The organism is Streptosporangium nondiastaticum (assembly GCF_003011965.1).
Lineage (GTDB): Bacteria > Actinomycetota > Actinomycetes > Streptomycetales > Streptomycetaceae > Streptomyces > Streptomyces nondiastaticus.
The window spans coordinates 25,182-51,657 of record NZ_PXWG01000022.1; the positions used below are offsets into that span (position 1 = coordinate 25,182).

Consider the following 26,476-nt stretch of genomic DNA (forward strand, 5'->3'; position numbering starts at 1 on the left):
TCGCTGGAAACTCGTCGAAATAGCCTGCCGGGCGCGCCCGAGGAAGCCCCGTTCCTGGCTCCTGAGGGGCACTGGGGCGGAGGCTGGGCAGGGAGCCGGAGTGGGTTCCTCCCTGTCGCCGCCAGGGCCCGCAGCAGCCCGCTCAGCTCGTTGAGATATGCCATCTGACCTGGTCTTTCGCCCCGCTCGCTCCTACGATCCATCTCGGTTGAAGGGGGGCCGGATGGACCGGACCGTACGCACCGTCGAGGACGTTCTCAAGCTCTTGGACGGGCTCTTCGCGTCTGAATCCGAAGCCGGCCGCTTGGCGACCGGCGACGGCAAGGACTTCTGGGACCGTTTCTACGCCGACCGGTCACGGCAGGTCCCGTTCTTCGCGGCAAAGCCGGACGAGAACCTGGCCGCCTACCTCGACCAGGGCCTGATCGCCCCCGGCCGAGCCCTGGACTTGGGGTGCGGGCCGGGCCGCAATGCCCTGTACCTCGCATCGCACGGCTTCGAGGTGGACGCCGTCGACCTCTCCCCCGTTGCCATCGCCTGGGCCGAGGACCGGGCTCGCGAGGCTGGAGTCGACGTCCACTTCTTTTGCGGTGACGCTTTCGCTCTCCCTACCACTGATCTGAGCGGTCCGTACGATCTGGTCGTCGACTCAGGTTGCTTGCACCATCTGCCGCCGCACCGCCGTGTCAGTTATCTGGACCTCCTCGACCGCCTTCTGACCCCCGGGGGCCATCTCGCGCTCACCTGCTTCGCCGCCGGCGAGAAGGGAGCGGGGTCCGAGCTCCCCGACGCAGACCTCTACCGTGAACGCACGTTGCAAGGCGGCCTCGCCTACACACCCGAATCGCTGCGCTGGATCTTCTCCGACCTCACGGAGATCGAACTGCGTCGCATGCGGGAGGAGCCGCCCGAGTCAGCCCTCTTCGGCGTGACGTTCCTGTGGACCGCATTGTTCCGCCGGAACACGGCTGCGGCACCTGGCGGACGCTCTACCGCAATAGGTGACGTTCGCCCTGGTCCCGACCTTGCGTAGGCGCTCGTCCCGGCATGCTCGTTCCGCCAGGTGATTTAGCGACGGATCAGGTTACCGGGGTCGGCGCCGTGGGTTCCGGTGGGCGGTCAGGGCTTCGGCGTAGTCGCAGAGTGTCTGGTTCGTGATGGTCTGCCGGCTCAGCGGGGGCCTGGGAAGGTGACAGGTACGGGCTCCCAAGATCGTGGAGTTCTCTACGCCCCGTGATCCGAGTTGGAAGACCGTGCCTGCTGACGAGCTATCGCCGATTCCACCTGCCCTTGCCCAACTCCGCGGGCACCCCGAGGCTGTGGCCGGGGAGATCCCGGGCCTGCTGGAGCGGTTGGTCGAGGTGCCCGATCCACGAGACCCGCGAGGCGTGCGGCACGCTCTGGTGGTTGTGCTTGCGCTGACCGCGTGCGCGGTACTGGCCGGAGCGAGCTCTGTGCTCGCGGTCGGCGAGTGGATCGCCGACACCCCCTCCTCGGTCCTGGAACGCCTCGGCGTACGGCCCGATCCGCTGTTCCTGAAACGGTCTTTGCCTGCGGAAACAACGGTGCGGTGTCTGCTGGGCCGCATCGATGGTGACGCACTGGACCAGGCGGTGGGCCGCTGGCCGGCCGACCGGCGCATAAGCACCGACGGCCGACTACGTGCGCCGGCAGTCGGCGGCAAGAGCCTGCGCGGCGCCGCCAAAGCGACCGGGCGTAAAATCCATTCGCTTGCCGCCTGCGATCACATCAACGGCCTCGTCCTGGCACAGCTTGACGTGGGCGAAAAGACCAACGAAATCACCTGCTTCCAGCCCCTGCTGAAGACTGTCGCCGACCTGGCAGACACCGTCGTGACCAGCGATGCGATGCACACCCAGCGCAAGCACGCCGAGTACCTGCTCGGCCGGGGCGCGCACTACACCGTGATCGTCAAGGGGAACCAGAAGCAGCTCCGCAAGCAGCTGAAGTCCCTTCCCTGGAAGCGGATCCCGCTGCAGGGCCGCACTCGTGGCACCGGCCACGGACGCGGCGAGATCCGTCGGATCAAGGTGTGTACCGTGAACAACCTGCTCTTCCCCGGGGCGCGTCAGGCCATGCACCTCAAGCGTCGCCGAATCGACCGGAAGACCGGCAAGGTCAGCATCAAGACCGTCTACGCCATCACAGACCTGACCGCGGAGCAGGCCACCCCGGCCCGGCTCGCGGTGCTCATCCGCGGCCACTGGAAGATCGACTCACTCCACCACATCCGCGACGTGACTATCGCGAACCAGACATCGAGCAACTCTGCCGAAGCCCTGGGCCGGATAGCCGGGCAGGAACGCGACTTGGGGCTGTGGAACTCGCGGGTTCGAGGGGCTCACAAGCGGGCGGACCTGGAGCCTATGGAGTTCAGGTGTTGCTCAGCCAGGTGAGGCGGCGAGCGAAGTGAGCCCAAGCGGCCAGCACCATGAGCGTGGCGGTGAGCCCGCCGAGGGTCATGACTGTAGATGGGGAGGTCCGGTCGACAATGACGCCACCGATCAGCGCGCCAAGTGAGAAGGTCGCCTGGAAGGAGGAAGTGAAGAGCACTGATGCTGCCTCGGGTGCATCTGGCGTCGCCTTGGCGAACCACGTCTGGGAAGAGACCGGAACGGCACCGTAGGCAGTACCCCAGATAATGAGAAGCGCCACGACGCCGGCCTGCCAGCGTCCCAGGATCGGCAGCAGCAGGGTGGCAGCCGCGATCATGGCAGCCGCGAGACTGAAGGTGACTCGGGGATAGCGTGCGACCACCGCCCCGCCCAGGAAGTTGCCGACGATTCCTGCGACACCGTAGACCAGCAGGAAGACGGTGATCAGTTGCGAGTCGGCACCGGTGACCCGCTCCAGGAACGGCGTGACGTAGGTGTAGGTCCCGAAGTGTGCCAGCACGATGAGGAAGGTCAGCAACAACGCGAAACGCGTGTTGACGCTCTTGAGCATGCCACGCAGCACATTCAGGCGAGTCGTCTGAATGGGCGGCAGTGGCGGTACAACCAGCACGAGCATGATCAGCACACCACCCGTGAGAGCACCCATCACGACAAAAGCGGTGCGCCAGCCGGCCAGGTCTCCGATAAACGTGCCAGCCGGTACACCGAGCACGGAACCGAGCGGTACCGCAGAGAAGATCAGTGCCGTGGCGCGGCCGACCGCCTTGGCCGGCACCAGACGCTCGGCCAATCCGGCGCCGATCGACCAGAAGCCACCGATGACAACACCGACGACGGCACGGGAGACCAAGACAAGCCAGTAGCCGGGTGCCGCGGCGGCCAGGAAGTTTGCCACGGCCAGCAGGAGCATGAACACGCACAGCATCAGCCGACGGTCGACACGTGCCGTCGCCACGGTGACCACCGGTGCGGAGATGGCCGCAAGGAACCCGGGCATGGTCATCATGAGCCCAGCCATACCGTCAGAGAGGGCGAAGCTGGAGCCGATCTCGGTGAGCAGACCGATCGGCAGGATCTCAGTTGTGACGATCGAGAAGATTCCCAGCATCACCGAAACCACGGCCAGCCACCCAATCAATGGAGATCGGGTCGGTAGATCTGCTCCGCCAGTGTGATGCGTGGTCGCAGTGTTCGTTGAGGCCATGGGTTCCGTCCTGTGAAGAGCCTGTCGTCTCGTGATGAGTGCAGCAGGCTCCGCACGAGGAACGCTGGCAGTTGAGCGACATCACCCTCGTAAGGCAATGGTGATGTCGCAGATCTGCTGACTCAGCGCTACAACCTCAGGGGCCGACCGGCGCACCACCACCGACAGCCAACTACGTGCACTGGCAGTCGACGGCCACGGGGCGCAGAGCACTCCATGATCTTGGGAGCCCGTACCTGTCACCTTCCCAGGCCCCCGCTGACCCGGCAGACCACCACGAACCAGACACTCTGCGACTACGCCGAAGCCCTGGGTGGGCGGTGGGACCGCCCACTGGACCTGGCCAGCCTGAAGCCGAAGGTTCCACACCCATCGATGGACGCTCTTATATTTCGCTAAGAACGTTCCCTTAGCGTCTCGTTCATGATGACGCAACGTGGTGCAGTCGGATCTGTTGTCCTCACCGCCGTCGCCCTGACGGCCGGCGCCGGGGTCACCGGCGCGACTCCCGCCTCCGCCAAGGCCGCCGCCGTGTCCCACGGCAAGGTGACGGACAATCTGTACATGTCGCTCGGCGATTTCGAGGATGCCACGTCCGGCGAGAACCCGAAGGTCAAGGCCATGATTGACCGTTCGGACATCGGCGGCGTGCAGGTGGTGGTGCCCTGGAAGGCCCTTGAGGGGAAGAAGGGGGAGTACAAGTGGTCGCGGTTGGACGCCGCCCTGAAGTATCTCCAGGACCGCCACAAGAAGCTGTTCGTCCAGGTTCAGGACCGGTTCTTCGATGTGGCCATGAAGGACGCCAATGTGCCCCAGTACGTGAAGGACGAGGGCGGGGTCGCGCCGACGGTCGATGAGAACCCTGACAATCCCACCACCCATGGGGCTATGGCCGCGCAGTGGAACAAGGATGTGCGGGCGGACTTCCAGGCCATGCTGAAGGCGATGGCGGAGAAGTTCGACGGCAAGCTCGCCGGCGTGAACCTTCCGGAGACCGCAGTAGACGTGGACACCAAGAAGGATCAGACCAAGTACACCTCGAAGTCCTACATCGATGCCGAGATCGACAACATGCGATACGGCAAGAAGGTCTTCACCAAGACGCAGTTCATCCAGTACATCAACTTCCTGCCGGATGACGACGACCACAAGCGCATGAAGGAGATGTTCGACCTCGCCAGGGACAAGAAGATCGGCATCGGGGGGCCGGACACCCTGCCGGACCGGGAGTACCAGATGGAGAACTCCTACAAGTTCCTCCACGCATACAAGGACGCCCTCCCTCTCGTCGCGATGGCCGTCCAGGAACCCGACATCAACGCCAAGGACCCCAAGACCGGCAAGCCGTACACTCGCGAACGGTTCACGGACTTCGCCCACGACTACCTCGGTGCGCGCCACATGTTCTGGACCACCGAAGCAGACTGGCTGCAGAAGCCCGCGGCATGACACATGCACGAGTGCAGCTCCTCAAACCCGTGTGAGTGACCGAGCACTCCCGGGGTGACACGGCCTCGCGATGTGATCACAGCCTGGCCAGCGGGAACTGCACACCAGAGTCGCTCCCGGAATCAAAACAGGCCCCGGCCACCCTCCTTCGTAGAGGGCGGCCGGGGCCTACTGCGGCACGCGGGCGTCGGCTGGCACCCGGAGCTCGGGCCGGCAGGTGCCCTGCCATGCCGTGCGCAGCCGAAGGTGCGCGGGGCGGTGATGTCCAGTCAGAAGCACCTCACCGGCCGGATATCCAGGGCCCCACACACGCGGGGAGCAATCGAGCCGCTGCTCCAGACACGCCACGATCGAGGGTCCATCCCCACACGAGCACGAGACAGACCACAACGACCACGCAGCACCGGCATCCCCAGCGCCGGCCAGATGCCCGCCGAGTTCCAGGGCTGCTGGCCCCTCAGCAACCCGAGACCATCGCCGAGGCCGCCCGGACGCGGGCGTCGCTGGTGGGGCACAGCGGTCCGCATCGCCGGCCCGGGAGACGTCTCGGCTGTGCCGCCTGGTGGGCTCTTCGGCCGGCCCGGGAGCCGGGGCCGATTGTCAGTGGTGGGTGAGAAGGTGAGAGCACCTAGTCGGAAAGAGGGGGAACGGCCTTGTCCGGAAACCAGAACTACATCAATCACGTTGCTCTTGTGCTGGATGCCAGTTCGTCCATGTCGCACCTGAGCCGGAAGGTCATCGAAGTCGCCGACCAGCAGATTGCCTACCTGGCCCGCCGTTCGGAGGAGCTGGACCAGGAGACCCGGGTGACGGTGTACGTCTTCGCGGACAAGGTGGAGTGCGTCATTTACGACAAGGACGTGCTGCGGATGCCGTCTTTGAAGCAGCTGTACCGGGTGGGGGGAATGACGGCTCTGCTGGCGGCCACGCTGAAGTCGCAGCGGGAGCTGGCGCAGACGGCTCAACTGTACGGTGACCACAGCTTCCTGACGTTCGTGCTCACCGACGGGCAGGAGAACGCAAGTCATCACTGCCCGGATGCCCCTGCCAGGGATCAGCAGGCACTGGTCAAGGCCGTGGCCGAGATGATCGCCACGCAGGAGGACAACTGGACGCTGGCCGTCCTTGTGCCGGATCAGATGGGCAAGCGGGAGGCCATGCAGTACGGATTCCCGAAGGAGAACATCGCCGTCTGGGACGCTACGAGCACACAAGGCCTGGAAGAGGCCGGGCAGGTCATTCAGCAGGCCACGGAGAAATTCATGGTGGGCCGCACCCAAGGCATCCGTGGATCGCGGGCGGTATTTTCCACGGGTGCGGAAGCGGTCAACAAGGACACCATCAAGGCAGCCGGTCTCACCCCGGTGAACCCGTCGGAATACCAGCTGGTTCCCGTGACTCGTGAAACCGCGATCCGGGACTGGGTCACCGAATCCGGGCACACCTACCGTACCGGCTGCGCGTTCTATCAGCTGAGCAAGACGGAGAAGATCCAGGCGCGCAAGCAGATCGCAGTGCTGGAGAAGAAGACGGACCGCGTGTACACAGGTCCTCAGGCTCGGGCCCTGCTCGGGCTGCCGGACGCGGAAGCCCGCGTCAAGCCCGACCACAACGACGACTTCACCATCTTCGTGCAGAGCACCAGCGTCAACCGGAAGCTCGTACCGCACACGCGCCTTCTGATCATGCCCTGACCTCTCGGAGCGCTCCCCCCGGAGGCCGGCCCGCAGGGCAGAAGACCCGGGGGCCGCGGGCAGAATCCGGCCCGCGGCCCCCGGCCGCTGTTTACCAGCTCCAGTAACCGTGCGAGATCCAGCCGGACACGCCGGTGTTCACGTCGTAGACCTTGTCCCACTGGCCGTCGCCGGAGACGTCACGGTGCGCCAGGCGGTGGTCGCTGTAGCACAGGCCGACGACCGAGCTGGACGTGCTCGCGGCGGCGCGGATGCGCACGCCCTCGCCCGTGCAGTGGCCGTAGACGTCGTCGGCGTACGCCGGCGCCGCCAGAGCCGCGCCGCCGAGCGTGGCCGCGATCAGCAGGCCCGCCACGGCACCAGCACGACGGCCCGCGCTCTTCCCCCGAATGACAGAACTCACTTGTTGCTCCTCAGCATTGGTCGAGCCGGGACCGATGATCTTGGACCCGGCGAGACGCGAACCTATCAGCGGATGATCTTGAAAAGGGGCCCGGGACAGTTCTAAGACATGCTCATGACCAACCGGTGACAGCCCGGCGCCGCGGGCGCGCGGCTGGCTCCGCGGCCGCCCGGGACGGGCCTGCCGGCCACCCGGCCCTGTCGACCGGGTCCTGTGGACCACCCGGCCTCCGGGCAGGGCTACCCCGCGGTGTCCCGATGAGCCGACGGCGTCAGGCCCCGCACCCTCTTGAAGGCCGCGCTGAACGCGAACCCGTCGGCGTACCCGACTTCCCTGCCCACTTCCGCGACCGTCATTCCCGGCTCCCGGAGCCGGTCGGCGGCCAGGGCCATCCGCCAGTCGGTGAGGTACGCCAGCGGCGGCCTCCCGACCAGTGCCGAGAAGCGGCGTGCGAACGCGGTACGGGACATGCCGGCCTCGTTGGCGAGCGAGGCGACCGTCCACGGCCGGGCCGGTTCCTCGTGCAGCCGGCGCAGTACGTGCCCGATGTCCGGGTCCGCGAGGGCCCGGTAGCCGGGTGGCGGGGTGGTGCCCGGGTGTGCGAACCAGGTCCGCAGGGCCCGGACTAGCAGCAGGTCCAGGAAGCGGTCCAGGACGACCTGCTGCCCGGGCTCGTCGTGCTCGACCTCGGCGGCGATCAAGTCGAGGAGCGCGGACAGACCGGGATCCGGGCGCACGACCGCGACCGGCGGCAATGCGTCGAGCAGCGGCCGGCACAGGTCGCCGCCGACCCGGTACCCGGCGGTGACCAGCAGATCCGTGGCGCCGCCCGCCGCGTCCCCGACAGTGCGGCCGGTCACCCGCCAATTGCGGCCCGATGCCTCCGGATCGCCGACGAGCGTGCACCGGTCGTCACCGTCCACGAGCACGCGCACCGCGCTGTCCGTCCGGTCCGCGACCGTGTAGGCCGTGCTCGTCCGTACAAGCGCGACGGCGCCCGCCGGGAGTTCTACCGGTTCGCGCCCGGAAGGCAGCAGCCACGCGTCGCCGCGCAGCATCGCGTTGAGCGTCAGCGGCGCCGGATCGGTGAACCGCATCCCCCAGGGCGGCACGCTCACCGTGTTGCAGAACACCGCACCGCGCGCCCTGACCCCGGCGAGATAGTCATCAAGAAGATCCATGACTGGAACGATCACACATGGATCCGGCCGTCTCGGCCATGGATCGTCCCGCCGGGCCCCTGTTGACTGACGGACATGACACAGATCCTCGTCCTCGGCGCCACCGGCAAGACCGGCAGCCGCGTCGTTCCCCGTCTCACGTCCCTCGGCCACACCGTCCGTTCCGCCTCCCGCTCGGCCGGAACCCGCTCGGCCGGAATCCGCTTCGACTGGACCGACCGCTCCACCTGGGACCCGGCCCTGGCCGGCGCCGAGGCGGTCTACTTCGTCCCGACCGAAACCCTCGGCCTGCCCGAACGCGCCGAGCTGGTGGACCGGGCCAAGGCTGCCGGGGTCCGGCGGATCGTCCAGCTGTCGGTACGCGGCCTCGACGCCGAGGGTGGCGTACCGGAGACGGAGGCGGCGGTCCGCGAATCGGGCCTGGAGTGGACGATGCTGCGGCCCTGCTGGTTCTCGCAGGACTTCTCCGCGCCGGACTTCTTCCTCCCGGCCGTCCTGGCCGGTGAGCTCGCCACCCCCGCCGGGGACGGCCGCGAACCGTTCGTCGACGTGGAGGACATCGCCGACGTGGCGGCGGCCGCCCTCACCGACGCCCGCCACGCGGGCCGCACCTACGAACTGTCCGGCCCTCGCGCCCTCTCCTTCGCCGAGGCCCTCACCCTGATCGGAACCGCCGTCGGCCGCGAACTGCGCCACCGCCACCAGGACCCGGCCGCGTACGCTGCCGCCCAGGTCGCGTCCGGTCATGCCGCCGCGGACGCCGAGGCCATCGCCGCGTTCCTGGACGGCATCCGCCGCGGCGAAGACGACTACGTCAGCACGGGCGTACAGGAGGCACTCGGCCGGGCCCCGCGCTCCTTCGAGGAGTACGTGCGGGCGACGGCGCCCACGGGGGTCTGGAACGCCTAGCTTTGGACGCCCTGCGGTGATGGTGGCTGGCCGGGGCGCGCACAGCGCCGTCCGTGTCAGGCGTTGATGGAGGGTGCGCGGGCGCCGGCGTCGTTCCTCGCGTGCTCGCGCTCGGCGTCCGCGCCCTGCCCGATGCCAGGGCCGGGTGCGCAGTCCCGTGACGGGGCCGGCCGCCATCGGCTGTCGTCCCCCGGTGCCGCTCACCTGCTGTTTCGCTTCGTCCATCGGCTCAACAACCGCCTCGGTCCGCTTCACGCCGAGGAGGCGATGACCGCGGGGTTTCTCCCGGCCTCCCCCACGCCGCTGTTTATCGTTTGTTGAATCCCTTCTCACTGGTGGAGGAGAGGCTCGTGGGAGACGAGACGTTCACAGCGTCGTCCCCCTCGTCTCCGTTCCGTAGAGAAAGGACTGTCATGACCGCTATGGCCAGCATGACACCCACGAGCACCCGCACCCAGCGTCCCTCGGCAGCTCGTCGCCTCACCGCTCTCGCGGCGTCCGCAGTGGTCGCCACGGCCGGCCTGCTGTTCACCGGCGGCACGGCACACGCAGCCATCAACCCCGAGCACACGGCCATCTGGGACGACGAGCCCCTCTACGCGGACTGGCACCTGGACAACGGCCCCGCCAGGCTCATCATGCAGAAGGACGGCAACTTGGTCGTCTATGTCAACGACAGCGCCCGCTGGGCCAGCAACACGGTCGGCTGCGGCTCCAAGGCCGTGATGCAGTCCGACGGAAACCTCGTGGTCTACTCGCAGAACGGGCGCGCCTGCTGGGCCAGTGGGACCCAGCGGGGCTCACGTTCCTACCCCGTGAAGCTCTTTCTCGACTCCACCGGTTCCCTGAGCATCTACGGTGACAACGGGCGGTGGTGCCACAGCACGGCCCCGTACAGCGCGCCCCTGCCCTGTGACGTGCTCTGGAGAGCGTGACGTCCTCGCTCAAGCCCACGCGGCCGAGCCCACGCGGCCGACTATCCGTCACCCGGTCATCCGCCCAGTCACTCGGTCACTCGGTCACTCGGTCGACCATGCTCGCCACGGACCAGTGCGGCCGGGCGGCGAGCCGTGCCGCCGTCGCGCGCAGCAGCGCCGGGTGGCGCCGGCACGCCTCGGCCAGGGCTCGTGCGGCGTCCGGTTCGGCCTCGACACGTGAGGCTCCAAGGGTGCGGACGAGCAGGCCGAGTGCGTCCTCCGGAGAGAAAGCGCCCAGGGCGAGCCACTGGACGTCGGGCAGGAGTCCGGTGAGTGCCCGGCCGGTGACCACGGCTGCGCATCCCGGTTGCCGGGGGATCAGTGGGCGGACGGCGTCGAGGTCCCGTACGTCGTCGAGCACGACCATGACCCGGCGTCCGTCGAGCGCCGCCTGGTAGGCCGCGGTCACGGCTGCCTCGTCGCCGGGCACGTCCTCGCCGAGTGCCCGGATGAAGGCGGCGAGGACCCGGCCGGGGAGGCCCGGCAACGCGTCAGAACCGGTCAGAGCGGCGTAGAGCTGACCGTCGGGATAGAGGTCGCGCAGTTGGTGGGCGACGTGGACAGCGAGGGTGGTCTTCCCGGTTCCGGCGGCTCCGTGGACGACCACCGGCCGCCGGACGGCGGTGCCGTCGGGAGTCAGGGCTTCCAGGAGAAGGGCGGTTTCGGTGGTCCGTCCGGTGAAGTCACCGATGTCGGGCGGCAGGTGGCACGGGCGGACCGGGCCGCGGGGTCCGGACCGGGCCGGCACGGCGGGGCTGCCGAGGATCTCCCGGCGCGACCGCTCCAGTTCGGGGGCGGGGTCGAGGCCGAGTTCCTCGGCCCGGTCCCGGGCCCGGTCGTAGACGGCGCACGCCTCGTCACGCCGACCGCTGCGGAAGAGAGCGAGGACGAGCAGCGCCAGCACCTGCCCGGAGGCGTCGGGGTCCTCCGCGAGAACGGCGATCTCCGGCAGCACCTCTGCGTGCCGGCCGCTGGCCATGTCGATGGACAGCCGTGCTTCCAGGGCCGCCGCGCGGCTGGCCGCCAGTCGTTGCCGGATCCGCTCGGCGAGCGGGCCGGGCACCCCGTCCAGGGCGGTCCCGTGCCACAGGGCCAGCCCCTGGGTCAGGAGTGCGTGGGCGCCGTCCGGGTCGCCCTTCCTGCGGGCCGCCGCAGCGGCCTGCACGGCGTCGTCGAAGCGGTGCATGTCGACGGCCCCGGCCTCGACCGACAGCCGGTACCCCTCACCGGCCTGCAGCAGGGCCGCACAGGCGCCGCCCGGCGAGAAGCCCGATGAGAGGTCCGGCGTGAAGTCCGGCGTGGCGCCCGGCATGACGTCCTTTGAGAATCCCGGTAGTTGACGGATGCGGTAGATGTGTGTGGCCAGGGCGCGCTTCGGATGGGACGGCCAGTGCTCGTCATCCTCTCCCCATACGGCGTGCAGGAGCTGAGTAGTCGTCAGGGGCCTGCCCCTGGCCGCCAGCAGCGCCGCGAGGACGGCCTGTTGCTGGGGCCGCCCCGCGGGAACCTCGGTGCCGTCCTGTCTCAGGCGCAGCGGTCCCAGCGTCTGGAATCGAACCGTCACTTCTCGCCCCAAGCCAGCCATACCGTCGTCGTCATCGCGGTGTTCCGGACAACAGATATCCCATCACATACGTACTTCCTATGAAACTTCGTCTGCGGGAAGGAAGCAAGCCATGGAGACGCACGGGGATTCCCACGTGGGGAGCCTGCCGTCCGAGGCAGTGGCACCGGCATTCCGCTTCTCCCTGCTGGGACCGGTCCGGGCCTGGCGCGACGGCGTGGAGCTCCGTCCGGGCAGGCGACAGCAGCGCGAGGTGCTCGCCGTCCTGCTGGGCGCCGCGCGGCGGACGGTGTCGCTGCCCCTGATCGCCGAGGGGGTCTGGGACGAGGCGGACCGGCCGTCCAGACCGGACCACTCCGTCCGTACCCACGTCTACCGGTTGCGCCAGGCGCTGGGACACACCGCCGGGACGCCGCTGCTCGTGACCGTCGGCGACGGCTACGCGCTGCGGGTGCCCGCCGGCGCCGTGGACACCTGGGAGTTCGAGCATGCGGAGGCGGAAGCCGAACGCCTCCGGGCCGCCGGAGGCACGGCAGAGCAGGCCAGGGACGTCCTGTCGCGCGCGCTCGCACTGTGGTCGGCCGAGCCGCTGGCCGGGCTGCACGGCCCGCACGCCCGGGCGGAGCGGGAGCGTCTCGGCGCCGTACGGCAGTCGCTGCTGGAGGCCCGCCTGGAGCTCGACGCCGAGATTGGCGACCGGCCGGACCTGCACGCCGAGGCCGGCGACCTGGTCATCGAGTACCCGGCCAGTCAGCGGCTGCGCGGCGTCCAGATGCTGGCGCTCTACCAGGCGGGCCGGCAGGCCGAGGCGCTGAGCGTGTACGAGGACACCCGGCGGTTCCTGGAGGACCGGCTGGCCCACCTCCCGCAGTCCGGGCGCAGGCCCTCCGCCGCCCTGCGGGAGCTGCACCAGCGGATCCTGCGCGCGGAACCCGTGAGCGGGAACGGGAGGCCGGCCCGGCCGGCCCTCGACGCGGACGGCGTCCCGGGAGCCCATCGGCTGCCGCCGGGAATCGACGACTTCACCGGGCGGGGCGAGGCGGTCAGCGCCCTCACCGGCATGCTCACCCATCCCGGCACCCGGGCCATCGTGGTCTCGGCCGTCAACGGTGTTCCGGGCGTGGGCAAGACCGCCCTCGCCGTCCACGCGGCGCGACAGGTCGCCGAGCGCTTCCCGGACGGTCATCTGTACGCGGATCTGCGCGGTGCCGACCGTGAGCCCCTGGCCGCGCAGACGGTCCTGGTGTCGTTCCTGCGCATCCTGGGCGTGGCCGACGGCGGGATCCCCGACGACGTCGACGAGCGCATCGCCCTCTACCGCTCGCTGATGGCGGAACGCCAGGTCCTGGTGCTGCTCGACAACGCCGCCGACGACGATCAGGTGCAGCCGCTGGTGCCCGGATCGGGACGCAGTGCCGTCCTGGTGACCAGCCGCGCCCGGCTGACCGGCCTGGCCGGGGCACAGCACCTGCGGCTCGACGTGATGCGGCCCGGGGAGGCCCTGGAGCTCCTGGGCCGGATCGTGGGCGAACGCCGCTGCGCGGCCGAGCCCGAGGCGGCTGCGGACATCGTGACCGCGTGCAGCCGTCTTCCGCTGGCCATCCGGGTCATCGCCTCGCGCCTGGCCGCGGAGCCGGGCACGGCGCTCTCCGCCATGGTTCGCCGGCTCGGCGACGAGCACCGGAGGCTGAACGAGCTGTCCACCGGCGAGCTCGCCGTGGAAGCCACCTTCGAGCTCTCGTACTCCAAGCTGTCCCCCGAACAGGGCCGCGCCTTCCGGCTGCTGTCGGCCGTGGAAGCCCCGGACCTCGGCCTGCACTGCGCTGCCGCACTCCTCGGCCGGGACCCGAGGACCACCGAGGACCTCCTGGAGTCCCTGGTCGACCTCAATCTCGTGGAGTCCCGGCGGATGGGCCGCTACCACTTCCACGACCTGGTACGGGTCTTCGCACGGGCCCGGAACACCCGTGACGGCTCCCCCGCCGCGACGTCCAGGGCCTTCGCCCGGCTGCTGGACTTCTGCCTGGCCACCGCACGTGCCGCGGATGCGGCCTCGCACTCCGTGGACCCCACGGAGCGCCGGCTCATCGACGTGCCGGTGACCGCGGCCGGTCTCCGCTTCGGCAGCGCGCAGGCGGCGACCGACTGGATGCACGAGGAGATACCCGTACAGCAAGCTCTGATCGACCGCGCCTGTGCGGACGAGTCCCTGCCGCTGGCGCAGGCAACCGACCTCGTGGACAAGCTCAACAACGTGCTGCCCGGCACGTCCCACCAGACCGGCGTGATCGCCCAGGCCGGGCGCGTCGCCGCGGTGGCGGCGGCGCGCGGCGACCGGACGTCCGAAGCCCTCGCCCGCTACGTGTGCGGCAACGCCTTGTGGCACACGAACGCCTTTGCGGAAGCGGAGTCCGAGCTGCGGCGCTCGATCGCGCTGTGCGGCGACACGGCGGGCGGCTCAGGCGGCTCGGGCAATGCAGGTGACTCGGGCGAGGCAGGTGACTCGGGCGAGGCAGGTGACTCGGGCGACGCGCGGCTGCGCGGCTGGGCCCACCTCACCCTGTGCGCCGGTGCGCGCGTCGGCGGCCGGACCGACGAGGCGGTCGAGCACGGCGAGGCGGCCGTACGGCTCTTCCGCTCCGCTCGGGCCGGGACCGCCGAAGGCACCGCCCTGGGCGAACTGGCGTTCAACTACGCCCGGCAGGAACGACTCGCCGAGGCCCGCACCGCCGCCGAGCAGGGCGCGCGCCTGGTGGGGCGAGAGCCGTCGGTGTCCAAGGCGATCGGCCTGTACTACCTGGCCCGCGTGCTGCGGCTGTGCGACGACGTGAGCGGGGCGCTGCACCACGCCCAGGAGGCCCTGGAGCTGTTCCGGTCCCTGAACGTGCCGGCTTTCCAGGCAGCCACCGGCGCCCTGATCGCCGACCTCCACGTCCAGGCGGGCCGGCACCGCCTGGCGGCGGATGTCGCCGAGACCTTCCTGCCCGTGGCCCGCACGACGAGCGGCATGCTCGAGGCGAGCCTGCTGCGGGCTCTCGCCCGCGGCCTGGCCCACCTCGGCCAGCTTGCCAGGGCCCGCACCTGCCTGGAAGCCGCGCTCGGACTGTTCGAGCAGCGGCAGGCACAGGCGGACGCCGACCAGACGCGCGCCCTCCTCGTCGAATTCGGGTGAGCGGGGGCCACGGGTGCGGACGGGGAAGCCCTGCCGGCTCAGCGCCGGGCCGTCGATCCGTGCGATACCCGCCGCCGGCCGTGGAGCGACCGGCGGAACCGAAGAAACTCTCCCCGGCCCGCGTCCGGCGAGGGTTTCGGAACCTCCGTGTTCCCTTGCCATGCCCGGCCCGGGCAGGCCCCTCGCCTCGAAAACAGGGCGGCCCGGTGGTCAGGTCGCGGTGGGTGTGTGGGGCGCTGCTGCGACCTGGGCCATCGTCCGAAGCCTCGTGAAGTAGGAGGCGCAGTACTCCTCGTTGATCAGAGGAACGACCTTGTCGAGGTCAGCGATGCAGCCCCACAGGCAGGCGACCCCGCTGTCGTCGAGCCCGCCCTTCAGCTCCCTCTGCACGAGGCCGGCGACGTCGGCGTCCAGGAGGACCAGGTCTATGCCGTCGAAGTCCACGCCGCGGAATCCGTCGGGGAACAGTGCGTGCAGGTGGTCCTCCCACAGCCGCGCGAGGCCGCCGTCGGGCTGTGCTCCGCCCGCGTCGGCGGCTGTCGCCTCTGCCGTGGACGGTGGGCGAAGGAGCAGGGAGACGGCATCGAAGACGGCACGCACCATTTGCACGGCCCGGAGCGGGTGGAGGGCGGCACTTGACTCGGAGCCCTGCATGAGCTTGTCGCGCAGCAGTCGGCTGCGGTCGAGTTCGGCGGCGAGTCCGGCCGTGAAGAGCCCTGAGTCGGTAGCCCGCTCGATGAGGACGTGGAACGGTTCCTTCGTGGCCAGACGCTCGGCGAGAACGTGCTCCAGGGCGATCAGGGAATGTGTGACGGCGACGGTGGCGAACTCGTACCGGTAGTAGGAGTGCCGGATAAGCTCGCGGGAGGTTTCCATTGCGCTCATGACGTACATCGACGCGTCGCCGGGCAGCACCAGGTCGGCAACCAGGGCGTGCATGTCCGCAAAGTCGAGAACGAGGTCGCGAGCGCGCGGGTCCCGGACCGGCAGGAGGAGTGGGTCGAACGGTGGTGGCAGGGTGTTCACCAATGCAGTCTTGTCGCCGGAAGGCTGTCGGTTCCATCGGATTTAATCGGGGTGGTTGGCGTCCCGCTGCCATATGTTGCCACCAGCTCGGTCCGGCCTTAAAAACGAGCTCAGAGGTTGTTCTTATCTTGAGCCTTGCGTGCAGAGGGCACATGCTGGACATGCAGGCAGCAAGCTCTGGCGGGCTTGTTTGCCATCTCGTACGTCTCGGCCGCGTTAACGCCCCAGGAGCGAGGCTGTGCCCCGGCTGAAGGCGTCACCAGTCAATATGCGTGTTGATCCAGTCGGCCAGGCCGTCCTCGTCGTCAGCGGAGGGCAGGTCGGGGCCGCAGTCGAGAGGGGTGCAGGACAGCTGCAAGTGAGTGAGGTAACCGTACGGGCCGTTGTCGGATGCCGGCCCGAGTATCAGGGCGTGAGTGGGGGTGCGCCAGATACGGTGCGTCAGTGCGGGCCCGGTCATCACGGTCGAATCGGACACGACCGTTCGCTCAGGCGGCGTGCCGAGATGTTCCGTCACCGCCTGCGCGGCCTGCGCGAGTACGGCCTCACAGTCCTGGTCCGTGCATGACCTGCGGCCACTCCAGCCGGGCAGCTCCTGCCAGCGGTCGATGAGGCCGTACAGCCATGATTCGTTGGCCATGCCTTCGTCGTGCGGGTTCACGGGGTACAGCTCGCCGAAGACCAGGAAGGCCCGTGCGTCCGGGTCCCCGAAGGGGCTGGCGCTGTCGGAGCACAGCACATACTGCTCCGCGGTACGGAAGGACTCACAGACGAGGCTGTCCTCCCAGCACCACCCGCGCCGCTGCACTTCGGCATCGATCGCGTCGAAGTCGTCGGAGAAGGAAGGCCCGGTCGGCAGACCCTCAAGTTCAGCAACGGCTCCCACGGTCAATGGCCGATGGGCAAGGGCATGTACAGAAAACAGCATGCGCAACACCCTAAAGGGCGGCGCTGCCACTGCCCGAACCGAGTGCTCCGCTTCCGCCGCGCCTCGCTCACACAACCTCATAGCTCGCCCTCTCACCTGGGGAGAACCGGTCCCAATGAAGCTTTCCCGATGGACACCTCCGGCGCCCGGAACCCTGCGCAGGCCCGCTGCCCGGGCCAGTGCCTCCGCCCTGACCGCAGCCTGCACACGGCCTGAATCAAGTCCATCCGCGCATGGCCGTAGTACCGCTTCGGGGCCGTGCAGAGCGCTGTCGCAACCGTTACACGCGACGGTAATCTGCGGGCCCGTCCGCAGTATGGGGGTGGCATGGAGATCGTCAGGAGATTCGATCCCGTCGCCGAGCACGAGAGGACTCGCACCGCGTTAGGCGCCGCGATCCCGCGGCTGGTTCGGCTGCTGCGCGACGTCCCCGACCTGGACGCGGCCTCTGGTGTTCCGGCGTGGACGGTGGGTGATGTCGGCGCGCACCTCGCGGCCGTGTATCTCGCGTACTGCTCCGCCGTCTCCCCCGACGCGTCCGTGGAGTGGGACGAGGTCCTGCCACCGGGCGACGGGTCGTTCACCGAGCGGATCACGGCCGTGAATGCCAAGTCCATCAGCCTCCTCAGCGGCGGCGAACGCGCCCGCCTGGGCGACTTCGTCGCCGAGCGGGGCGAGACGTTCTTGCGGGCCACCGAGGGCCTCGCCCCGGACACCCCCGTTTCCGCGCCCTGGTACGGGCAGGAGTTCACGCTCACGCTTGCGGCGGCGACCGGCCTGATGCTCAGCGAGAGCCTCGTCCATGGTCTGGACATCGCGCGCGGAGCCGGATTCCCGTGGCCGATCGGCCCCGACGAGGCGCGTCTGGTGCTCGGGCAGTCGATGCCGACGATGATGCCGCTGGTCCTGGACACAAGGAAGGCGCGGGGTGTCAGCATCGCCTTCGACCTCGCGGTCAAGGGTGGTCCGCGACTGGCGGTCGTCATCGACGGCGGGACGGTGACAGTGACCCGCGACGCTCCGCCGCGCGCCTACGACTGCAGGATCACAGCGGCGCCCACCGCGTTCCTGCTGGTCTCCTTCCGGCGTACGCCGGTCTGGAAGGCGATCGCACGCGGCCGGATACGGGCCGGCGGCCGCAGGCCGTGGCGCGCCTTGCAACTCAGCAAACTCATCGCCAGTCCCTGACCCGAGGCGAGCCCACCCCACGCGTGGGGGCAGGATGGCGCCATGGCACAGCACATCAGGCCCCTCTCGGAGTCCTGGCACCGGATCGACGCCTGGCTGGCAGCCCACGCTGCCGCCGATTTCGCACTGCTCAACCCGCCGGCGACACCGGACGAGATCCGGCAGGCGGAGCGGATTCTCGGCACCCCGCTTCCCGGCCATCTCGCTGAGTCCCTGCAGTGCCATAACGGCGTGAGCACTTGGGCGACGTTTCTGCCGGAACAGTCTCCGCTCACGGTGAGCGGCATCGTGGACCATTGGCAGACCGCCGCGAACATCGCAGCAGAGAACGACGGCCTGGCCCCCCGTCCCTGGGAAGACGAACCCTGGTGGCACCCGCTCTGGATTCCCTGGGCCGAGAGTGCCGACGGTGCAGCACAGGTGATCGATCAGCGTCCGGGCCCGGGTGCGGGCCGCCTCGGCTGGGCAGGCCACAGCGGTGGCGGCGACTTCACCGATTCCTGGCCTGATCTCGCGAGCCTTCTCCACGCCGTCGCGCAAGCCCTCCACAAGGGCGGAGGCGTCCGCGGGCTGCACCCGTATCTCACCGCGCAAGGCGGAATCTGGTGGGACGAGTACGGCTGCGAGGAACTCAACGGTCATCCGCTGCAGGCAGCCCCCATCGGACTGCCCTGAACTCCGGCCATCGCGCACGCGGCCGCCGTGAACCACCCGGCCGCTCTCACTTCGCCCGAAGGCAACTCACCGGAAGGAAACTCAGACGTCGCGGTCCAAGGCTCTGGTGAACAGCATTGCGAGGTCGGCCGCTCGCTCCCGGCCGGCCTCGTCCATGGGTTCAGGCCGGGATGCCGCCTCCAAGATCAAGACGGCGGCCTGGACGAGCGCGGCGGGCATCCGTACGTCCTGAACGGCCGCGATCAGGGCGGCCGCCTGGTCTGCGGGCGAGCCGATCTCCGAAGGGATGAGGGCCTGGACGCCCTTGCCGAGGGAACGGGGGCGGCTTGGTGTCACGGGTGGTGTGGTCACGTGGGCAGTGTGCCGCACGGCGGCGCGGATCCCAGCACTCGTCTGCACCCGTCGACACCGATGCCACGCCCCATCCCGTCGCGGATGTGCGCCGCCCGGCCGGACAAACCGGGTCACCCTCATGCGACCCCGTGGCCGGGGACGGAAAGCTGCAGGCCGGCTACGAGAGGTAGGCATGCGGACGCACCGGACGGCAGACTTTTCCTGATCCACAGGAGGGTGGGTACAGCGTCGGGATCAGTCCCAGGGGTCGACCCAGGGGACACCCGGTTCCGCATTGTTCAGCATCTGATCGAGGGTTCGTGTGAGCCCGTTCTCGTCGACATGTGCAATCCACGGAACGTCATCGAGGACGCCGGCCAGGTCGTCAGTGACCAAGGCGTCGAGCGTCCTGTGCAGATCGTCCGGGACGGGGTCGTCCACGAGGCAGAGCCAGGCGAGGGCGGCAGGTACGCGGACGTCCGCCGGCTGTTCCGGATCCGCACAGAGAGCGCGGGCCCAGGAAGCAGCGTGGGGGTCGGCGTGCTCGCGGGCGAGCTCCGCGGCGGCCAGCACGAGGCTGGCGCGAACTCCGGGGATCCGCTCGATGGCCAGGCGGGCATGGAGGGCCTCGGTGATGCGGCGGGCCTCACCTGAGGCCGTGGCCAGCGCGTAGCAGGCGGAGGCACGGACCTCGGGGTCCGGGTCGTGGAGAAGTGGGAGAAGCAAGCCGGCGTCAGCGGCGACGGCGTTGCGTGACGCTTCAATGGACCAGTTCATGGCGTAGCCGCCGCAGTCGCAGAGCCACTCCTGTGCGGCCACTTTGAGGAAGGTGTCGCGAGTGCCGTATCCCCAGTGCTCTCGTCGGGCCGCCGCGGCAGCAAGCCTGAGTGTGGACGCACGGTGATGTGCCGACGGGTCGGCGGCGATCCGCAGAAGGAACGGCACGGTCAGCGGGGCCACGGAGCCGACTGTGCCCTGGTGAACCACGCTCCCCCACAGATTGTTCAGGCTCTGCCTGACCATCTCAGTGTTCTGGGAACGCAATCGGGTCAGTAGTTCAGGTACGTCGTGACCCGAGCCGTAGGCGTGCCCGAAGCGGCTCCAGGGCACCTCCTCGAAACGGAAGCCGTCCTTCACGTCCTGTTGCATCCCCGCGATCACTGAGCGCACGTCGAGCGGAGTTCCCTCGTACAGTTCGAACCCGTCTATACGCACCTGCTCGTGATCAACCACAAGCTCCTCAGACGTCATACTTCTCCCCTGTCGCCTCACTGACCGGAAAGCCTCTATCTACCACGAGGCGAACGGTCCATGGACATCCAGGCTCATTCCCCCCTCCCCCGCAGGAACGCGCCCGGCCACAGGCCCTCGCTCGCCGGAACCGGCCCAGGAGCATCGTCCTCAGCCTTGCGGTGTACCGGCGCCTGAACCGGCCGCCCCGATCGAGGGCCAAGGCGGTCGGGCATCGGGAGCGGGAGGGGTTCAGGGCCCGCAGACTGCGACCAGTTCGGCGGCCTCCTCCGTGATCGACCGGGCGAGCACGTCCAGGTCGGGCACGGCGACGGCGTCGGCGAGCAGGCCGTAGCAGACACGGTCCTCGTACGTGGTGATGCCCACGGCCAGGGACTGCCCGGGGGCGAGCGGGGCGAGGGGGTAGGCCTCGCGGACGGGGCTGCCCGCCAGTGTCAGGCCGTCGGCGCCGCGCAACGGGACGCTGGAGATGAGCAGGTCGTAGAAGAGGCGGCCCGAGCGGGCGATCAGGCCGCCGCCGAAGCGGTGGCCGAGGGGCGGGATGGCGTCGGCGAGCAGCGCGGCGGCGCCCGGGCCGTCGGCGGGGCCTGCCTGCTTGTTGCGTTCCATGGCCCGGCGCACCGCGCGCAGGCGGGCGAGGGGTTCGGCCTCGTCGACGGGGAGGCGGGTGAGGTAGCCGGAGAGCCGGTTGCCGGAGGCGCTCGCGTCGTTCGGGTCGCGCAGCGACACGGGAACGAGAGCGCGGGGCTGTACGCCGTCACTGCCGTCACCCCGTTTGTCGAGCCACCGCCGCAGACCACCCGCGACCACGGCGAGGAGGATGTCGTTGACGGTGCCGCCCGTGGCCTCGCGGATGCGGTTCACTTCGCGCAGGCTGATGACCGCGCCGTCAGCCCGGCGAGCGCCGGTGGCGCGGGAGGTCAGGGCAGGTGAGGAGCGCACGTCCCAGGCGGCGCGGGCCATCGCGGAGCTGATCGAGACAGCCCGCCCGGCGTCGGTGACGGCATCGCGCACCAGGCCGGGCAGCTTGCGCGGGTCAGGCAGGCGCAGACCGGAGCCTGCCTCGCGCCGCCGGGGCGCGCCGACCGGGACGGGTGTGGCGCCGATGCCGGCGGGGTCCAGGAGCGACAGGACGTACGACGCCGCTCGCATGCCGTCCGCGTGGGCGTGATGAAAGGTGAACAGGACGGCGAAGGAGGTGCCTTCCGTGCTGGGCAGCACGTGCGCGGCCCACGGCGGCCGCCCGCGCTCCAGCGGCTGCTGCATCAGGACTCCGGCGGCTGCGTGGAAGTCCCGTACCGGCTCGGTGAGATGGACGTGGTCCGACGGATCGTAGTCAGGAGCTATGTGACGGGCAGCGGAGCCGAGGGGCAACAGGACGGGGCGGATACGGGTGTTGAGGCCCGGCGTGCGGGCGGCGCGGGCCACGAGCAGCCCGGCGGCCCGCTCGGCGGCGTCCGGGGTGTCGGCGTCGAAGACGAAGAGCCCGCCCATGTGCAGGGGATGCCCGGAAGACTCGATGTTCCAGAAAGCGAGGTCAAGCGGAGTGAGCAGTTCAGGAGCCACTTCAGACGTCACGGGTTCTCCGAGGTCACAGGGGAAGGGGTGCGCTCGCGCATCGAGTGGGCCAGGGGCCGGGATTGCGCTGCTGAACGTAAGCGAACTGAAGTCAACCGTCGACGGCCAACTACAGTCAAGAGCGACCACATCACACTACGTTAAGAACATGCACACGCCCGCTGATTTTCAGCCCCCTCACCCATCCCTGACTCATCCCGCCTGTGGCCCTCCTCGCCGCCGCCCGATGCCGAGGCCTCGCGACGCCGCCGGCGGCCAGCCGGTCATGCGCGCCGCTGCCGGCGACGACGTCCGCGAAGGTCGCAGCCAGGTCTCCGCTGTAGGTAATGTGCGGAAATGACAAGAAGCGAGCGACTCGCGGACCAACTGGACCGGCACTGGCACAAGAACCTGCGGCCGCGGCTGCACGGTCTTGCCGATGAGGAGTACTTCTGGGAGCCGGTGCGCGGCTGCTGGAGCATCCGCCCGCGTGGCACGTCGGCCACACCGATGCCGGTGGGTTCGGGGGAATGGACGATGGACTTCGCGTCCCCTGCCCCGGTGCCGGCGCCGGTGACCACGATTGCCTGGCGGCTGGCCCACGTCATCGTCTCCTGCCTGGGCTACCGGGTCGGATGGCACTTCGGCGGCCAGGACGTCGACTCCGGGACATTCGCCTACGCGGGGACCGCTGACGAAGCGCTGAAGCAGCTCGATGAGATATACGGGAGATGGAACGTGGGGGTCCGCGGGCTCTCGGACGCTGACCTGGAGAATCCACCCACGGTGGGTCCCGAGCGGTTTCCCATGGAGGGCATCGTCCTGCACGTCAACAGGGAGCTGATCCATCACGGCGCCGAGATTTCCCTGCTGCGCGACCTCTACCGCCGGCAGGACGGAGCCGTACCACGCCGAATATGACCACATGTCCCGGCGTTGCCGCGCCTGCTGGAGGCGGCGGCAGACGCTTCCGACCTCACGGTGCGGTCTCGAAGCGTGGTGGCTTGAGGGTGGTCAGGCATGCGGTTTTCGGGGCGGTGGGGTTGTTGAAGAAGGAGGTGGTGATCTCCTGGGCGCACCGTGACGTGGCGAAGACGACGTGGGGCTCGTAGGGGACCGTGACGACGGTGGCGCGGCTCAGTGTGCGGGCGACGTACGGCCCGTTGGCCGCTCCGGTCTGGGAGTCGAAGCCGCCCGACAAGGCGAGGGTGGGGATGTTGCTGCGCGTGACCTTCCGGATCGAGCGCGGCGCTGCGGGGACGTTCCAGACGCGGCAGTCCGGGCGGAGGAAGGTGAGCTGCGGGGCCTGGGCCAGTACCGAGCGGGGGAACGACGGGAACGCCGCCCGCCCGCCGCGGATCGCTTCGGCCCGGCTCTCGTACGGCACCCACTCGCTGCAGAAGACGCCGTAGGCGAGTCCGTGGGCGGTCCTGCCGATGGCCTGGGGGCTGAGCTTGCCGCCCGCCCACTGCTCGGCGATCCGCTGCGGTCTGCCGTGGTCCAGTTCGTCGAGGGAGCGGGGTACGCCCGGTGCCACGTGGGTGGCGGAGGTCATCCAGTTCACCAGTGCGCCGCCGTCCAGGACGACCTTCACGGGTCCCGGTCTGCCGGGGACCGTGACGGTGGTCGTGACCGGGTGGGCTTCGAGTCTGCGGACGAGGCGGTCGAAGGTGGCGGACAGGTGCGGATAGCGGCGGTTGCACGCGGGCTGCCGCGCGCAGGCCTTGAACAGGCCGTCGAAGCCCTGCCGGGCGCTGCTCCAGGTCAGCGCCGATCCCGCCCTGGACGGCGGCAGAATGCCGTCGATGCCGACCGACCGGATTCCCTGGGGGTGCTGGCGCATGTAGATGAGTGCCAGGTGGGTGCCGTAGGAGATGCCGAACACGTTCCACTGGCCGATGCCCAGTGCCTTGCGCAGGTCCGCGTAGTCGGCGGCGCTCTCGGTGTCGTTGTAGGCGCTGAGGTCGGCGCCGCGGCTCACCAGTTGCTCGCGGCAGGTGCGCGTCGCCTTGACGTGCAGGCGCCCGGTGGACGGCGCGTCGTAGACGAGGCCGACAGCGCCGGCGTTGAACTCGTCGATGTTCGGGCAGGTGAGCGCCGGGTCGGCCGCGTACGTCCCGCGCTGGGACATGAGGATCACGTCCCGGTCGCGGTTCAGGCCGCCGTCGATCGCCATCTGCGCCTCGCCGACCGCGTCGTCGCCTGGTCCACCGGCGAGCCACACGACCGGGTCGGGCTTCGGTGTGCTCGTGGCCGCCCGCAGGACGGCGACCCCGAGGGTGATGGTCCGGCTGTTGCGCCTGGCGCGGTTCTCGGGAACGGTGAGCGTTCCGCAGCGGGCCTTTCCGAGTGCGGGGACCGGGTCCGCCGTCTTCGGGCAGGGGCCGGGTACGAAGCGGGCCTGACCCACTGTGCGGCCGACCGTCCCGATCGCCGCTCCGGTGCCGGTACTGGTGCCGTGCTCCGCGTGGGCGGGCATGGCGAGCAGGCCGGTGATGAGGGCGCCGGCCGCCACCCCGGCCGACGCGGCGCGGAGTCGTCGCACGGCGCGGAGTCGCACGGTGCGGCGACGGCGGGACGTCGCTCGGTCGAGTGCCATCGGGCCTCCCGGTCACTTCGGGCTGATCGTGAACGGTTTCGGTGTGAGACCGGCTGCGCAACCGGTGTCGGGCGCGGTCGGACGAGCGAGGAACGAGGCCAGCACGCGCTGGGCGCAGGGCGACTGCGGGACCACCCAGTGGCCGATTCCGGGGATCCGCACGGTGGTCGAGCGGGACAGCGTACGGGCCGCGTACCGCCCCCAGCTCGCCCCGGTCTTCGTGTCGAACGTCCCTGAGACGATGAGCGCCGGCACGGGGCTGGAGGTCGCCACCCGCTGGATGCGGGTGCGGTCCGGAACGTCCCAGACGCGGCACGACTCCTTCTGGAAGGGCAGCTGCGGCGCCTGGGCCAGGACCGTGTCCGGCCACCCGGGGAACGCCCGGCGCCCGGCCTTGAGCAGGTCGGACGCCGAATGTCCGGGCACCCACTCGCTGCACGCCACCGATTCGATCAGGCCGTGGGCGGTCTCGCCGACGGCGGGGGCCGAGCCGGCCGCGCGGGCCTGGGCCAAGCGCTCCGGGCGTCCGTGGGCGAGTTCCTCGATGGCCGCCGGCACGTCCACGGGCCGGACGGTGTTGGCGACCAGCAGGTCGACGATCGCGCCCCCGTCGAGGACGACCTTCACCGGGTCTCCCCCGTGCGGCGGCCGCGCGTTCAGGGTCAGGGGCCGGGCCTCCAGCCTGCGCACCTGCTGCGTCAGCGTACGGGGCAGGTCCGGGTAGCGGCTCTTGCAGCGAGGCTCGGCCGCGCAGGCGGCGAAGACGGCGGCGATGCCCTCCCGGGCGCTGCTCCACGTCCACGGCAGGCTCACGACCCGTGGAGGCGTGACCGAGTCGAGCGCCACCGCGCGAATCCCCTGGGGGTGCCTGCGCAGGTAGGTGAGGGCCAGATTGCTGCCGTAGGAGTACCCGTAGACGTTCCACCGGGCGATCCGCAGTGCCTTGCGCAGGTCGGCGAAGTCTGCCGCGTTCTCCGTGGTGTTGTAGGCACTCAGGTCGATTCCACCGGATGCCGTCAAGCGGTTCCGGCATTCCTTCACCGCGCGCAGCAGGAGCCGTCCCGTCGACCGCGCGTCGTAGCGCAGCCCTACGGCCTTGGCGTTGAACCGGTCCACCTCCGGGCAGGCGAGGTTCGGCTGGTCGTAGCGATTGCCGCGCTGCGCCATGATGATCAGTTCGCGGTCCCGGTTCAGGCCGGAGGCCGTCAGGAAGGGGATGTCATCGAAGGTGTCGCCTCCGGGGCCGCCCGCCATGAACACCACCGGGTCCTCGGCGGGCCTCGCGGAGTCCGCCGGAATGACCGCTACGGCCAGACGGATGGTCCGCCGGCCGGGGTGGGCCCGGTTCTCGGGGACCTCCAGGAAACCGCACCGTGCGGTGCTCAGCGCGGCGATCTGCTCGGGCGTCGCCGGACAGGGGCCGGGCACGAACCGCGGCGGAGCTGCCGGGCGGGACTCGCCGGGAGACGGTGACACAGCACTGCTCGGTGCCGGGCCGACCGCCGACTGGAGGACCAGGGCAGCGGTGGCGATCGCCACGGTGGCGAGCAGGCGGCGGCAGCGCCGGACAGCCATACGCCCGGAACGCCGGACGGGCACGCAGCCGGAGCGGTCGGAACGCCGCTGGATGCACCCGCCCTCCGCTCCGGTCCGTACCGGCTTGCCCCTCTCACCCTGCTGCGTCAGGTCCTCCGATGCGGATGACGGGCCGTCTGCCGGAGTGATGCTGCCGTCCTCTGCCATGTGACCCCGCATCTGATCCCGCATGTGACCCCGCATCTGATCCCGTTCCTCTGCCGACCTCTGCGGCGGCCCGGTGGCCGGACAACGCCGCAGCGATTCGGGCGGATCGCACATTGCGGACGATACCGGGCAGTGTGGGGGTGCGCACACGGGCAACCGGATCCCCTGCTGCACGCGCAGGGGGCTCGCTCGGCGACGCCGCCCCC

General features: G+C 69.7%; 21 protein-coding genes. 10 read left to right on the forward strand and 11 right to left on the reverse strand.

Going from position 1 to position 26,476, the window contains the following annotated elements; all coding sequences use genetic code 11:
- Positions 1 to 223 precede the first annotated feature (223 nt).
- On the forward strand, positions 224 to 1,033 hold the full coding sequence (locus B7P34_RS12110) for a class I SAM-dependent methyltransferase (protein ID WP_106675858.1): 810 nt from the start codon (positions 224 to 226) through the stop codon (positions 1,031 to 1,033).
- Positions 1,034 to 1,319: 286 nt separating this feature from the next.
- Complete coding sequence (locus B7P34_RS12115) at positions 1,320 to 2,417, forward strand: ISAs1 family transposase (RefSeq protein ID WP_223267767.1); 1,098 nt, start codon at positions 1,320 to 1,322, stop codon at positions 2,415 to 2,417.
- Here B7P34_RS12115 and B7P34_RS12120 read toward each other — a convergent pair.
- Entirely contained in the window at positions 2,395 to 3,525 is a 1,131-nt protein-coding gene (locus B7P34_RS12120; protein ID WP_223267768.1) for an MFS transporter, read from the reverse strand. The two genes, B7P34_RS12115 and B7P34_RS12120, sit on opposite strands and share 23 nt — an antisense overlap.
- Before the next feature lie 519 nt (positions 3,526 to 4,044).
- Between B7P34_RS12120 and B7P34_RS12125 the strand changes: the two genes are divergently transcribed.
- Together B7P34_RS12125 and B7P34_RS12130 are read left to right on the forward strand one after the other, a co-directional pair.
- Positions 4,045 to 5,070: a hypothetical protein gene (locus tag B7P34_RS12125; RefSeq protein WP_223267769.1), complete on the forward strand. Its 1,026-nt coding sequence runs from the start codon at positions 4,045 to 4,047 to the stop codon at positions 5,068 to 5,070.
- A gap of 653 nt (positions 5,071 to 5,723) precedes the next feature.
- Entirely contained in the window at positions 5,724 to 6,764 is a 1,041-nt protein-coding gene (locus B7P34_RS12130) for a vWA domain-containing protein (protein ID WP_106675860.1), read from the forward strand.
- 91 nt (positions 6,765 to 6,855) lie between these two features.
- Here the strand turns inward: B7P34_RS12130 and B7P34_RS12135 are convergent, their stop codons facing one another.
- Both B7P34_RS12135 and B7P34_RS12140 read right to left on the reverse strand, forming a co-directional pair.
- Positions 6,856 to 7,167 carry an SH3 domain-containing protein gene (locus tag B7P34_RS12135; RefSeq protein ID WP_146166803.1) on the reverse strand — a complete coding sequence of 104 codons (312 nt, stop codon included), beginning with the start codon at positions 7,165 to 7,167 and terminating at the stop codon, positions 6,856 to 6,858.
- A 239-nt stretch (positions 7,168 to 7,406) separates the two neighbouring features.
- Positions 7,407 to 8,348: an AraC family transcriptional regulator gene (locus B7P34_RS12140; RefSeq protein ID WP_106675862.1), complete on the reverse strand. Its 942-nt coding sequence runs from the start codon at positions 8,346 to 8,348 to the stop codon at positions 7,407 to 7,409.
- A gap of 75 nt (positions 8,349 to 8,423) precedes the next feature.
- Here B7P34_RS12140 and B7P34_RS12145 point away from each other — a divergent pair, with 75 nt between their 5' ends.
- On the forward strand, positions 8,424 to 9,257 hold the full coding sequence (locus B7P34_RS12145) for an NAD(P)H-binding protein (protein ID WP_106675863.1): 834 nt from the start codon (positions 8,424 to 8,426) through the stop codon (positions 9,255 to 9,257).
- A 422-nt stretch (positions 9,258 to 9,679) separates the two neighbouring features.
- Positions 9,680 to 10,192: a hypothetical protein gene (locus B7P34_RS12150; protein WP_189382709.1), complete on the forward strand. Its 513-nt coding sequence runs from the start codon at positions 9,680 to 9,682 to the stop codon at positions 10,190 to 10,192.
- 76 nt (positions 10,193 to 10,268) lie between these two features.
- Here the strand turns inward: B7P34_RS12150 and B7P34_RS12155 are convergent, their stop codons facing one another.
- Complete coding sequence (locus B7P34_RS12155) at positions 10,269 to 11,798, reverse strand: AfsR/SARP family transcriptional regulator (RefSeq protein WP_189382711.1); 1,530 nt, start codon at positions 11,796 to 11,798, stop codon at positions 10,269 to 10,271.
- Positions 11,799 to 11,910: 112 nt separating this feature from the next.
- Here B7P34_RS12155 and B7P34_RS12160 point away from each other — a divergent pair, with 112 nt between their 5' ends.
- Positions 11,911 to 14,970 carry an AfsR/SARP family transcriptional regulator gene (locus B7P34_RS12160; protein WP_106675866.1) on the forward strand — a complete coding sequence of 1,020 codons (3,060 nt, stop codon included), beginning with the start codon at positions 11,911 to 11,913 and terminating at the stop codon, positions 14,968 to 14,970.
- 210 nt (positions 14,971 to 15,180) lie between these two features.
- Here the strand turns inward: B7P34_RS12160 and B7P34_RS12165 are convergent, their stop codons facing one another.
- Both B7P34_RS12165 and B7P34_RS38485 read right to left on the reverse strand, forming a co-directional pair.
- Entirely contained in the window at positions 15,181 to 15,909 is a 729-nt protein-coding gene (locus B7P34_RS12165; RefSeq protein ID WP_223267770.1) for a hypothetical protein, read from the reverse strand.
- A gap of 343 nt (positions 15,910 to 16,252) precedes the next feature.
- Complete coding sequence (locus tag B7P34_RS38485; protein ID WP_223267771.1) at positions 16,253 to 16,924, reverse strand: hypothetical protein; 672 nt, start codon at positions 16,922 to 16,924, stop codon at positions 16,253 to 16,255.
- A gap of 327 nt (positions 16,925 to 17,251) precedes the next feature.
- Here B7P34_RS38485 and B7P34_RS12175 point away from each other — a divergent pair, with 327 nt between their 5' ends.
- Positions 17,252 to 18,112, forward strand: a complete 861-nt coding sequence (locus tag B7P34_RS12175; RefSeq protein WP_106675867.1) for a maleylpyruvate isomerase N-terminal domain-containing protein — start codon at positions 17,252 to 17,254, stop codon at positions 18,110 to 18,112.
- A gap of 42 nt (positions 18,113 to 18,154) precedes the next feature.
- Positions 18,155 to 18,787, forward strand: coding sequence for an SMI1/KNR4 family protein (locus tag B7P34_RS12180; protein WP_106675868.1), 633 nt, complete (start codon positions 18,155 to 18,157; stop codon positions 18,785 to 18,787).
- A gap of 81 nt (positions 18,788 to 18,868) precedes the next feature.
- On the opposite strand, the gene B7P34_RS12185 is transcribed toward B7P34_RS12180, so the two are convergent.
- From B7P34_RS12185 to B7P34_RS12195, 3 genes are all read right to left on the reverse strand, one after another.
- The gene (locus tag B7P34_RS12185) at positions 18,869 to 19,138 is read right to left on the reverse strand and encodes a hypothetical protein (protein ID WP_146166804.1); all 270 of its coding nucleotides are present in this window, start codon (positions 19,136 to 19,138) and stop codon (positions 18,869 to 18,871) included.
- Positions 19,139 to 19,375: 237 nt separating this feature from the next.
- Positions 19,376 to 20,371, reverse strand: a complete 996-nt coding sequence (locus B7P34_RS12190) for a HEAT repeat domain-containing protein (RefSeq protein ID WP_223267772.1) — start codon at positions 20,369 to 20,371, stop codon at positions 19,376 to 19,378.
- Between the two features lie 231 nt (positions 20,372 to 20,602).
- The gene (locus tag B7P34_RS12195) at positions 20,603 to 21,949 is read right to left on the reverse strand and encodes a wax ester/triacylglycerol synthase family O-acyltransferase (protein ID WP_223267773.1); all 1,347 of its coding nucleotides are present in this window, start codon (positions 21,947 to 21,949) and stop codon (positions 20,603 to 20,605) included.
- 336 nt (positions 21,950 to 22,285) lie between these two features.
- Between B7P34_RS12195 and B7P34_RS12200 the strand changes: the two genes are divergently transcribed.
- Positions 22,286 to 22,849: a DinB family protein gene (locus B7P34_RS12200; RefSeq protein ID WP_106675871.1), complete on the forward strand. Its 564-nt coding sequence runs from the start codon at positions 22,286 to 22,288 to the stop codon at positions 22,847 to 22,849.
- 55 nt (positions 22,850 to 22,904) lie between these two features.
- Here B7P34_RS12200 and B7P34_RS12205 read toward each other — a convergent pair whose 3' ends face one another.
- A complete protein-coding gene (locus B7P34_RS12205) occupies positions 22,905 to 24,527 on the reverse strand; it encodes an alpha/beta hydrolase (RefSeq protein ID WP_106675872.1) in 1,623 nt (540 codons plus the stop codon).
- 12 nt (positions 24,528 to 24,539) lie between these two features.
- On the reverse strand, positions 24,540 to 26,102 hold the full coding sequence (locus tag B7P34_RS12210; protein WP_106675892.1) for an alpha/beta fold hydrolase: 1,563 nt from the start codon (positions 26,100 to 26,102) through the stop codon (positions 24,540 to 24,542).
- Between the last annotated feature and the right edge of the window lie 374 nt (positions 26,103 to 26,476).